The organism is Neoroseomonas terrae, assembly GCF_018129025.1.
Taxonomy (GTDB): domain Bacteria; phylum Pseudomonadota; class Alphaproteobacteria; order Acetobacterales; family Acetobacteraceae; genus Neoroseomonas; species Neoroseomonas terrae.
Window position 1 is genome coordinate 16,550 of the sequence record NZ_JAAEDI010000046.1, and the last position, 10,593, is coordinate 27,142.

A 10,593-nucleotide genomic window follows, 5' to 3' on the forward strand; every position below is an offset into this window, starting at 1 on the left:
CCGCCTTCTGTCGCATCGTCGCATGGGGCTATGCTTCGGCGGCGGCCGAAGCATCATGCGCGTAAGCGCGATAGCATCCGGCACCATGTCAGACCCAACCGCCCCCGGCCCCCTCGCCGCCACCGCCGCCCTGATGGCCGACCCTGCCCGCGCGCGGATGCTCGCCGCGATGATGGGCGGGGAAGCGCTGACGGCCGGCGAGCTCGCCCGCATCGCCGGCGTGGTGCCGGCGACGGCCAGCGGCCACCTCTCGCGCCTCGTCGAAGGCGGGCTCGTCGCCGTGCACGCCCAGGGCCGGCACCGCTATCACCGCCTGGCCTCCGAGGAAGTAGCCGCCGTGCTGGAAACCCTCGGCGGCCTGTCCGCCCGCCTCGCCCCGCGCCCGTGGAAGCATGGCGATGCGGCGCGCGAGGCGCGGCTGTGCTGGAACCACCTGGCCGGCCGCCTCGGCGTCGCGCTGCATGAAAGGCTGACCAACGGCACCGGCTGGCTGACGCCGGTACCGGGCGGCTGGACAGCGTCGGATGAAGGCCGCACGCGGCTGGCGGCCACGGGCGTCGATCTCGACCGTGCGATGGCCGCCCCGCGCTTCGCCTGCGACTGCATGGACTGGTCGGAACGGCGCGCGCACCTCGCCGGCGGGTTGGGCAGGGAGATCGCGACCGCCTGGCTCGATCGCGGCTGGCTGCGCCGGCTGCCGGGCGATGGCGATCGCGACGTGCTGGCGCGCCGCCGCGTCGCGCTGACGCCGGCGGGGCGGCGCGGCCTGCGCGAGGGCCTCGGCCTCGACGCCGCATGAGCGCTGCCGCCGGCCTGCTGGTCGCGCTGACGGCGATGACCGGGTTGAGCCAGTTCCATCGCGCCGCCCTCGGCGTCATCGCGCCCGACCTGACCGTGGATCTGGCGCTGACGCCGGCCATGCTGGGCGCTGCGAACGGGGTGTTCTTCGCCGCGCTGCTGGTTGCGCAGGTGCCGGTCGGCATCGCGCTGGACCGCGCCGGGCCGCGGCGGACGGTCGCGACGCTGACCGGGCTCGCCGTGGCCGGCGCCGGCTTCCAGGCCTTCGCGACAGATGGGCCGACGCTGCTCGCGGCGCGGCTCCTGCTCGGCCTCGGCTGCGGCGCGTCCTTCATGGCGGCGGTGGTGCTGTGCGCGCGCTGGTACAGCGGCGCGGCGATGACGCTGGCCCTGTCGCGCGTCTTCGCCCTGTCGCAGATGGGCATCCTGCTGGCCGGCGCGCCGCTCGCCGCGGCATCGGGCCTGCTCGGCTGGCGCGGGGCGCTGGGCGCCTCGGCGGTGCTGACGGCGGCCTGCCTGCTGCTGTGGTGGCGGCTGGTGCGGGACGACCCACCCGACCGGCCCCCGGTCTTCCGTCAGCCCGAGACGCTGAAGGAGGCGCTGCTCGGCCAGGTCTCGATCTGGCGCCTGCCGGGCCTTGCGCGCGTGCTGACGATCCACCTGGTCGGCTACGCCGCCGCCGCGACGGTGATCGGGCTGTGGGCGGGGCCGTACCTCGCCGATGTCTACGGCCTCGATGCGACGGGTCGCGGCTGGGCCCTGGCAGCGATGGGTGTCGCGATGCCGGTCGGGCTGCTGGCGATGGGCCCGCTGGAACGGCGCGTCGGCGGGCGGCGCGGTATCGTAACGGCAGCGGCGGCCCTCGCGGCCGGCACGCTGTTCGCGCTGGCGCTATGGCCCGGCGCGCCCTTGGCCGCCGCCCTGACGCTGCTGGTGCTGCTGGTGCTGTTCTCGGCCTTCCCGGTTCTCGTGGTGGCCGAAGGCCGGTCGCTGTTCCCCGACCACCTCGTCGGGCGCGGGGCGACGACCGTCAATCTCGCCCAGGTACTGGGATCGGCGCTGCTGCCCATGCTGGTCGGCGCCGTTGTCGGCCTGTTCCCCGAAGCAGGCGGCGTGCGGCCTGAAGCTGCCTACCGCGCGGGCTTCGCGGTGCTGGGTGCCGCCCTGGCCGCCGGGCTTGCGGGCTGGGTGCTGCTGCCGCGCGGCGCCGCCCCCACAAAACCTTGAATAGGCATGCTCTCTCGACGACAGGAAATCCTCGCTACCGTCGCGGCGCGCCAGACAACTCTGCGCGCACAGATAGAGTAGAACAGAGGACAATCCTGATGCGCCTTCACATGGCTGCTGTTTTCGGTCTTCTCACCGCGTTCGCGGCCACCCCCGCTTTTGCCCAGACGCCGGCGCCGGTCGGCGTGCCGGAATGCGACAGTTTCTTGACCGCCTACGACCAATGCCTGAACAACAACGTGCCGCAGGCGCAGCGCGCCCAGGTCGGCGCGTCCATCAACCAGATGCGCGACGCCTGGCGCCAGGCAGCGCAGAACCCGCAATCCCGCGCGGCCCTCGGCCCGCAATGCACGCAGATGCGCCAGCAGATGGCGCAGTCGATGCAGGCGTATAATTGCCGGTTCTAAAACTGCGCTGAGGGCAATTCGGAGAGCGGGCTCTCCGAATCCTGCCCGGCCGAGCTTCTCCGGAAACCGCTATGCGGTGCCGTAGCGCGGCGAACTCGAGACGAACCCGGTAGTGAGCCCCGCTTCCAACGGCCACGCAGCGCGCTGGCCTCGAGAGGCAAAGCCCCGGCATGCGGCGGCAAGATCAGGGAGGGGCTCTGCCCCTCCCCGAACCCCACCCCGCCAGGCCATGGATGGCCTGGACCGCCATCACCTGGCGCCGGGCGCAAATTCCGTTCTTCTGATTTCAAACCAGTCCGTGCGCAGAGCCGCAGGACGACGAAGGTCCGACGCTCAGCGCACAATGCCAGGTGGAGGTTTGCAAAGGCCCTTCGGCCTTTGCCGGGGTAGGGTTCGGGAAGGGGCAGAGCCCCTTCCTGATCCTCCCGTCGCCACCAACGTCGCGCGAATGAGCAGCGCCCCCTCGCCGCTCAAGGCAACAGCGCCGCCGCCTCCCGCCACAGCCGCTCGGTCAACGCGCCCGCCGGCTCCTCCGTCGCCAGCCGCGCCGACTGCCCGGCCCACATCTGCATGGCCTCCGGGTTGTTCGCCTTCTCCGCCGCCGCGCGGATCGGCGCGAACAGCCCGCGCTGGATCGGATAGGCCGCCGCGGGCGGTGCCGTCCGCGCCACCTCGTTCGCGATCCCCCGCCCGAGCCGCCCCGAGAACACCCGCGTCGTCATCGTCCCTTCCGGCTCCGACGCCGCGATCGCCGCCGACCAGGCCGGGTGCACGGCCGCTTCGGGGCAGCGCAGATACCCGGTCCCGATCTGCACCGCGCTGGCGCCGAGCGTCAGCGCCGCCGCGATGCCGCGCGCATCGCCGATGCCACCCGTGGCGATCACCGGCACGTCCAGCGCATCCGCGAAACGCGGGATCAGCGCCAAGCCGCCGACGAGCTGGTGCTCGGCCGTGGCATGGTCGAAGGCGCCGCGGTGACCGCCGGCCTCCGCACCCTGCGCGACCACGGCATCCGCCCCGGCAGCGACGGCCTCGCGGGCCTCGGCGACGGTCGTGGCGGTCGCGAACCAGGCGATGCCGCGCGCCTTCGCCGCCTCGACGACATCGGCCGGGAAGATGCCCATGATGGAGGATATGACGGCCGGCCCGGCCTCGATCATCGCGTGGCATTGCTCGGCGAAGTTGGGCAGCAGCGGTCCGTCAGGAATCGGCGGCCGCGGGCCGTAGCCGGACAGGAACTCGGCCATCGCGCCTTCCCGCGCCGCGTCCCGCACGGGCGGCGGGTCGGGGATCCACAGGTTGATCTGGAAGGCACCGTTGGACTGCGCACGGACGGCGCGCGCCCAGTCAGCGATGCCTTCCGGCGTGGTGTTCAGCGCACCGAGGGCGCCCATGCCGCCAGCGCTCGCGACCGCCGCGGCGAGTCGCGCGGGGCTCGCCCCAGCCATGGGGGCGAGCAGGATCGGCAGGCGCAGGCCGAAGCGTTCGCAGAAGGCAGTCGCGCGCGCCTTCGCCGTGGTAGGGATCATGCGTCGTTCCTCCTGATTGCCGATTCTCCTGCCGCATGCCGCCTGCCATCGCAATCCGCCGTCCACGTCCAACCCTCCGCCTCGAAGCCGGCGCCGGCCGCGTCGCGGGGGTGGATGAGGCGGGTCGCGGGCCGCTCGCCGGTCCGGTGCTCGCCGCCGCCGTCGTGTTCCATCGCCGGCCGCCGGCCGCGCTCGCCGCGCTGATCGACGATTCGAAGGCGCTGAAGCCGGAACAGCGCGACGCCGCCTTCGTCGCGATCCGCGCCGCGGCAACGACGGGGCTGCTCGATTGCGCGGTCGGCGCGGCCTCCGCAGCCGAGATCGGCGCGCTCAACATTCTGCGCGCCACGCATCTCGCCATGGCGCGCGCCGTCGCACGGCTGAAGACGCCGCCCGACCTCGCGCTGGTGGACGGCAACCAGCCGCCGCGCCTGCCCTGCGAGGTGCGCTGCGTGATCGGCGGCGATGCGCTGTCGCTGTCGATCGCCGCTGCCTCGATCCTCGCCAAGGTCGTTCGCGACCGTGCCATGACCCGGCTCGATCCGCGCTGGCCGGGCTATGGTTTCGCGCGCCATGCGGGCTATCCCACGGCGGCGCATCTGGCCGCGCTGGAGCAGCTCGGCCCCAGCCCGCACCATCGGCGCGGCTTCCGCCCGGTGGACCAGGCCGCGTTCCTCTGGACGGCACCGCGGCCCGAGGCGGCCTCCGCGTAGGGTCCCGTCCCCGGCGGCTGCATGCCATGCTTGCGGGCATGCCGGATCGCGATCGCTTCACCATCAAACTCGTCTGCCAGCTCTGTTGGATCCTGGCGGATGCGCGGGTCTCGGTCGCGGAGGGCAAGGACCCGGACGACGCGGACGGTGACTTCCGCGTGGATTACTGCCCGACGACCTTCCGGGTGACGCGCGAGACCGGGATCACGAGGACGACGCAGATCGTCTGCGCGAATTGCGGGGACGTCGTTCGCGGCCACTGAACGGCGCGAAATGCGGCCCGCGCCACGACACGCCGTCCGGTTTGCTTGACCTGCCGAGTCGCCCAAGCGATTCTGCGGCCTTCGCGTCGGGGGACGGGGTTTCGCGAGTGGGTACGCAGATCGACACGCCGCTCGACCAGATACTGGTCGGGGACTGCATCGCGTGGCTGCGGCACCTGCCGCCGGCCTCGGTGCACGCCATCTTCGCGGACCCGCCCTACAACCTCCAGCTCAAGGGCACGCTGCGCCGTCCGGACGATTCGCTGGTCGATGGCGTGGATGACGAGTGGGACCGCTTCGCCGACCTCGGCGCCTACGATGCCTTCACGCGCGAATGGCTCACCGAATGCCGCCGCGTGCTGCGCAAGGACGGCACCATCTGGGTGATGGGCGCGTATCACAACGTCTTCCGGCTCGGCTCGGCGCTACAGGATCTCGGCTACTGGATCCTGAACGACGTGATCTGGCGGAAGTCGAACCCGATGCCGAACTTCCGCGGCCGCCGCTTCACCAATGCGCATGAGACGCTGGTCTGGGCGTCGCGCGGCCCCGAATCCCGCTACCGCTTCAACTACGCGGCGATGAAGTCGCTGAACGACGACCTGCAGATGCGCAGCGACTGGCTGATCCCGCTCTGCACGGGCGGGGAGCGGCTCCGCGACGAGACCGGTGGCAAGCTGCATCCGACGCAGAAGCCGGAGGCGCTGCTGCATCGCGTGATCCTGTCCTGCACCTCGCCCGGCGAGGTCATCCTCGACCCCTTCTTCGGGTCGGGCACGACGGGGGCGGTCGCGAAGCGCCTCGGCCGCCGATTCATCGGGATCGAGCGCGAGCAGGGCTACGCCGACGCCGCCCAGCGCCGCATCGACGCCGTGGAGCCCGCCCCCGAGGACGCCGCCGCCGCGCTGCCGTCGAAGAAGGAACAGCCGCGCATCCCCTTCGGCTCGCTGGTCGAGCGCGGCCTGGTGCCGGCGGGTGCGAAGCTGTTCGACCGGCAGAAGCGCTGGGAAGCGGTGGTGGGTGCGGATGGCACGCTGCGTTGCGGGCTGGCGACGGGATCGATCCACAAGGTCGGCGCAGCGGTGCAGGAAGCCCCGTCCTGCAATGGCTGGCTGTTCTGGCATCTCGAAGGCCGCGACGGGCGGCTGCGCGTGATCGACGAACTGCGCGAGACCGTGGCGCGCGGCGCGTAAGGAGCCCTGACGATGAGCGACAGCACCGCCGCCTTCGAACCGGCGCCCGCAACCCCGCCCGCCGGACCGCCCGCCGCCCGTTCCTGGGGCCGCGCCGCGCTGGCCGAGGCGCCCTATCTCCTCATGCTGCTCGCCGGCTTCGGGGGCGTGGCCTACACCGGCGCGGCCGAAACGCGGAACCTGCTCTACTGGCAGATCCTCGCCCCGGTCTTCGGCCTGCTGTGCATCGCCGCCGGCTGGAACGCCGCTGCCGGGCGCGGGCAACGCATGCGGCTGATCTGGACCCAGGCGGCGCATTGGATCGCCTTCCTGGTGGCGATGCTCATGCTGTTCCTGCCCTCCGTGCGCGGCGTGGTGAACGACAACGCGACCGAGATCGGCCTGCTGCTGCTGCTCGGCCTCGGCACCTTCGTCGCCGGCGTGCATGCGGGATCGTGGCGGATCATTCTGGTCGGCGCGGTCCTCGCGCTGTCCGTGCCGGGGGTCGCGATCGCGCAGCAATCGGCGCTGATGCTGGTGCTCGTGGGCGGCGCCGTGGTGCTGATCGGGGCGGCGTTCATTTATGCTCGGGCGCGGGTGCAGGGTGGGGCGGCGGCCGGCGGCGACTGATGGCATTGGAGGGGCACCGCCCCTCCAAACCACCCCGCCAGGATGCTGGGCATCCTGGACCGCAATCCATTGGTGCCGGGCCCAGAGGTTGAGCGCAGCCGAGGTGGGACCGACGCGCGGCGTGGCGGCTCGCGGGAAGCGCCGGGACCGACCACCATGACCAACAGTTGGCTTCTGAGGACGTTCCGGGGCACGCACCGGTCGTTGGGCAATGAAGCCGAGTCACGCCGAATCCGGCAGCCGCGCAAGGTCGATCAGTCGCCGCATCACGGTCGGCACTGCACCGCGCGCCGCGGCCGCGGCGTGCCATTCGCCCTCCGGTACTAAGCCGCTCGGCAACGGGGCGGCGTAAAGCACCATCTCCAACTCGAAATGCGTGAAGCCGTGGCGGGCAGTGCCCGGCAGCAACCGCCACGGCGCTGCGGCCGGCGCATGCGCCAGCGCTTCGGCCGCATCCCAGGCACCAACGCGCCAGGGCGTCCCCGGCACTTCCAGCATGCCACCCAGCAGCCCCTTCTCCGGGCGCCGCCGCAGCAGGATGCGGCCCTGTGCGTCGGTCAGCAGGAAATGCGCGCCGTGTCGCAGCGGCCGCGCCGCCTTGGGTGATTTGCGGGGCAGCGCGGCCGCGATGCCCGCCCGCCGCGCCGCGCAGCCCTCGCACCAGGGGCACAACGCGCACGCCGGGCTGCGCGGCGTGCAGATCGTGGCCCCGAGGTCGAACAGCGCCTGCGCGAAATCCCCCGGACGTGCCCGCGCCGCCGGGTCTTCCATGAACCGCGCCGCCAGCGCCGTCAGGCGCGGCTTCGCGCCCGGCAACGGTTCCTCGACCGCCGCGAGGCGCGCCGTCACGCGCTCCACATTCCCATCCACCGGGACCATCGGCTGGTCGAAGGCGATCGCCGCGACGGCCGAGGCGGTGTAGCGCCCGATCCCCGGCAGTTCCTCCAGCCCGGGCGCGTCAGGCGGAAACCCACCGCGCGCCACGACGGCCTTCGCACAAGCATGCAGGTTCCGCGCCCGGGCGTAGTAGCCGAGCCCCGCCCATTCCTCCGCGACCTTGGCCCAGTCGGCCTCCGCCAGGGCGTTCACGGTCGGGAAGCGGTCGAGGAACCGGGCATATCGCGGCCCCACCGTCGCCACGGTGGTCTGCTGCAACATCACCTCGGACAGCCATATGCGGTATGGGTCGCGGCTCTCGCCCGGGCCGGCGCGCCAGGGCAGCACCCGGCGATGCCGGTCATACCAGGCGAGAAGATCGGCGGCGGAGGGCAGGTCGGATGGCGGCACGGGATGAGGAGCAGAAGCGGTTCCTGGGCGGACCAAGGCCGGTCGGCGCCCTGGTGCCAGCGCTCACACGCCCGGCCTTCAAGCGCAAGAGCCCGGCGGGCGCCCAGATCATGGCCGACTGGCCGGCGCTGGTCGGGCCGGCCATCGCCGCCGTCACGCAACCGCTGCGGCTGACGCAGGGCACGCTGACCCTGGCCTGCGCCGGCCCGGTGGCGATGGAGATGCAGCACCTCGGCCCGCAACTCGCCTCGCGGATCAATGCCGCGCTGGGCCGCGTGGCGGTGGAACGATTCCGATTCGTCCAGCGCGCCCCGTCCGGCGCGCCCCCCCGAAAACCCCGCGAATCGGCCCCGAAACCTCTCCCGGAGGCGGTCGAATCGGCCCTCGCGGGGGTCTCATCCCCCGAGCTGCGCGCGGCGCTGGCAAGTTTGGGCCGCGGCGTCTATCGGACACGTTGATCCGCCGCCCCCCCCGGCCTCGCCGGGTCGGACGGCCCGCCACAGACGGGAAGCCCCGATGCTCCACGACCGCCGCCTTCTCCTGACCCGCTCCGCCGGCCTGCTGGCCGTCGGCGCCGTCGCGCTGACGCGGCCGGCCGCCGCGCAGGCGCCTGCCCCGGCCCCCGCCGCCGACAACCCGCGCCTGTCCGAACGCTCGATGGGCCAGGCCTCGGCCCCGCTGGTGGTGCAGGAATTCTTCTCCCTCACCTGCTCCCATTGCGGCACCTTCGGCCGCGACGTCTGGCCGCAGGTGAAGGCCGAGCTGGTCGATACCGGCAAGATCCGCTTCGTGTGGCGCGACTTCCCGCTGGACCAGATCGCGCTCCGCGCCGCCGTCGTCGCCCGCTACATGCCGGTCGCGGCCTATGAGCCCTTCATCGAGGCGCTGTTCCGCACCCAGGACCGCTGGGCCTTCGCCCGCGGCGTGGACCACAAGGCCGAGATCGCGCGCATCGCCGCCGTCGCCGGCATGTCGGCCGCGACCTTCGAGACCGCCTGGACCGACGACGCCACAGCCCGCGGCATCCTGGAGCAACGCCAGCAGGCCGAGCGCCAGTACAACATCCAGGCGACCCCGACCTTCGTCTTCGGCAGCCGCGTCGTCTCCGGCGCCCTGCCCTTCGACCGCTTCCAGCAGGAAGTGGCGCGGGGCTGATGGACGGCCAGGCGATCCCCTCCGCCCCGGAGGAAGAGGATGACGGCACCCCGCGCAGCGAGGCCCAGCGCCTCGCTTCCGTGCGGGCGACGCTCGCCCGCATCCGGATCGCCGGCTTCAAATCCTTCGCCGAGGCGACGACCGTCGAGGTCCGCCCGGGCCTGACGGGCATCGTCGGGCCCAATGGCTGCGGCAAGTCCAACGTGGTGGAGGCCCTGCGCTGGGCGATGGGCGAGACCTCCGCCAAGGCGATGCGCGGCGGGGAGATGGACGACGTCATCTTCGCCGGCACCGCGACGCGCCCCGGGCGCAACCTCGCGGAAGTCACGCTGTCCCTGGAGGATGCCGAGGGCCTCGCCCCGCCGCCGAACCAAGACCAGCCGGAACTGGAGATCATGCGCCGCATCAATCGCGGCGAGGGGTCCAACTTCCGCGTCAACGGCAAGGAGATCCGCGCCCGCGACGTGCAGACCATGTTCGCGGATATCGGCTCCGGCGCACGCGCTTCCGCCATGGTCAGCCAGGGCCGCGTCTCGACGCTGATCCAGGCAAAGCCTGAGGATCGCCGCCAGGTGCTGGAGGAGGCCGCCGGCATCGCCGGGCTGCGCGCCCGCAAGCATGAGGCGGAGCTGAAGCTGCGCCAGGCGGAAACCAATCTCGGCCGTGCCGAGGACCTGCTCGGCCAGCTCGACACCCAGCGGCAGGGGCTGCAGCGGCAGGCGCGGCAGGCGAACCGGTACCGCAACCTGTCGGGGCTGGTGCGGCAGGCCGAGGGCGAGTGGCTGGCGATCCTGGCCGCCCGTGCCGAGACCGCTGCCCGCCTCGCGAAAGCGCAGTTCGACGAGGCCCGCGCCGCCGTCCGCGCCGCCGAGGCCGAGGCGGAACGCGCCACCATCGCCGCCTTCGAGGCCGAGCAGGCCATCCCCGCCCCGCGTGCCGCCGAGGCCACGGCCCGCACAGCCCTGGAACGCCGCCGCGTCGAATCCGAGGGCCTGGAAGCCGAGGAACGCCGCGCGCGCGAGGCGCTGAGCGGCGCCGAGGCCCGCCTCGCCCAACTCAAGCGCGACCTGACCCATGCCGAGGGCGTGCTGCGCGACGCCGATTCGGCCCGCGAACGGCTGACCCAGGAAGCCGAGGCGCTGCGCGCCGTCGAGACGTCCCTGCCCGCCCGCCAGCAGGCCGCCGAGGCGGCGCTGGCCGAGGCGGAACAGACTGCCCTGGCTGCGGAACAGGCCGCCCAGGCCGCCACCGAGCAGGCCGCCGAGGCCGCCGCCCGCGTGCAAGCCGCCGCCGAGGCCCGCACCGCCGCCGAGGCCCGACTCAAGCGCGCCCAGGAAGGCCATGCGCGCCTCGCCGCCGATCGCGACACGGCCGCCCGCGCCCGCGTCCCGCAGGAAGCCCGCACCGAGGCC

General features: G+C 73.0%; 12 protein-coding genes. 10 read left to right on the plus strand and 2 right to left on the minus strand.

Features of this window, described 5'->3' with window-relative positions; translation table 11 throughout:
* The first annotated feature begins 85 nt into the window (after positions 1–85).
* The 3 genes from GXW78_RS26965 (at position 86) to GXW78_RS26975 (ending at position 2,432) form a co-directional block, all read left to right on the plus strand.
* Entirely contained in the window at positions 86–799 is a 714-nt protein-coding gene (locus GXW78_RS26965; protein WP_211872020.1) for an ArsR/SmtB family transcription factor, read from the plus strand.
* The gene (locus tag GXW78_RS26970) at positions 796–2,025 is read left to right on the plus strand and encodes an MFS transporter (protein ID WP_211872021.1); all 1,230 of its coding nucleotides are present in this window, start codon (positions 796–798) and stop codon (positions 2,023–2,025) included. Before GXW78_RS26965 ends, GXW78_RS26970 begins: the two co-directional genes overlap by 4 nt.
* Before the next feature lie 110 nt (positions 2,026–2,135).
* The gene (locus tag GXW78_RS26975; RefSeq protein ID WP_211872022.1) at positions 2,136–2,432 is read left to right on the plus strand and encodes a hypothetical protein; all 297 of its coding nucleotides are present in this window, start codon (positions 2,136–2,138) and stop codon (positions 2,430–2,432) included.
* 470 nt (positions 2,433–2,902) lie between these two features.
* Here the strand turns inward: GXW78_RS26975 and GXW78_RS26980 are convergent, their stop codons facing one another.
* Entirely contained in the window at positions 2,903–3,961 is a 1,059-nt protein-coding gene (locus GXW78_RS26980; RefSeq protein ID WP_211872023.1) for an NAD(P)H-dependent flavin oxidoreductase, read from the minus strand.
* Between the two features lie 35 nt (positions 3,962–3,996).
* Between GXW78_RS26980 and GXW78_RS26985 the strand changes: the two genes are divergently transcribed.
* The 4 genes from GXW78_RS26985 (at position 3,997) to GXW78_RS27000 (ending at position 6,739) form a co-directional block, all read left to right on the plus strand.
* Positions 3,997–4,674 (plus strand): ribonuclease HII, encoded by a 678-nt coding sequence (locus GXW78_RS26985; RefSeq protein WP_211872024.1) that lies wholly within the window; start codon positions 3,997–3,999, stop codon positions 4,672–4,674.
* Between the two features lie 38 nt (positions 4,675–4,712).
* Complete coding sequence (locus GXW78_RS26990) at positions 4,713–4,937, plus strand: hypothetical protein (protein ID WP_211872025.1); 225 nt, start codon at positions 4,713–4,715, stop codon at positions 4,935–4,937.
* A gap of 107 nt (positions 4,938–5,044) precedes the next feature.
* Positions 5,045–6,130, plus strand: coding sequence for a DNA methyltransferase (locus GXW78_RS26995; RefSeq protein ID WP_211872026.1), 1,086 nt, complete (start codon positions 5,045–5,047; stop codon positions 6,128–6,130).
* Positions 6,131–6,142: 12 nt separating this feature from the next.
* Positions 6,143–6,739, plus strand: a complete 597-nt coding sequence (locus GXW78_RS27000) for a hypothetical protein (RefSeq protein WP_211872027.1) — start codon at positions 6,143–6,145, stop codon at positions 6,737–6,739.
* Positions 6,740–6,961: 222 nt separating this feature from the next.
* On the opposite strand, the gene GXW78_RS27005 is transcribed toward GXW78_RS27000, so the two are convergent.
* The gene (locus tag GXW78_RS27005) at positions 6,962–8,026 is read right to left on the minus strand and encodes an A/G-specific adenine glycosylase (protein ID WP_338147857.1); all 1,065 of its coding nucleotides are present in this window, start codon (positions 8,024–8,026) and stop codon (positions 6,962–6,964) included.
* Between GXW78_RS27005 and GXW78_RS27010 the strand changes: the two genes are divergently transcribed.
* The 3 genes from GXW78_RS27010 to GXW78_RS27020 form a co-directional block, all read left to right on the plus strand.
* Positions 8,017–8,484: a DUF721 domain-containing protein gene (locus tag GXW78_RS27010; protein ID WP_211872028.1), complete on the plus strand. Its 468-nt coding sequence runs from the start codon at positions 8,017–8,019 to the stop codon at positions 8,482–8,484. The genes GXW78_RS27005 and GXW78_RS27010 overlap by 10 nt on opposite strands.
* A 58-nt stretch (positions 8,485–8,542) precedes the next feature.
* Entirely contained in the window at positions 8,543–9,181 is a 639-nt protein-coding gene (locus GXW78_RS27015; RefSeq protein ID WP_211872029.1) for a DsbA family protein, read from the plus strand.
* The coding region (locus GXW78_RS27020; protein WP_211872030.1) for an AAA family ATPase at positions 9,181–10,593 on the plus strand (1,413 nt) is incomplete at its 3' end. The genes GXW78_RS27015 and GXW78_RS27020, both read left to right, overlap by 1 nt.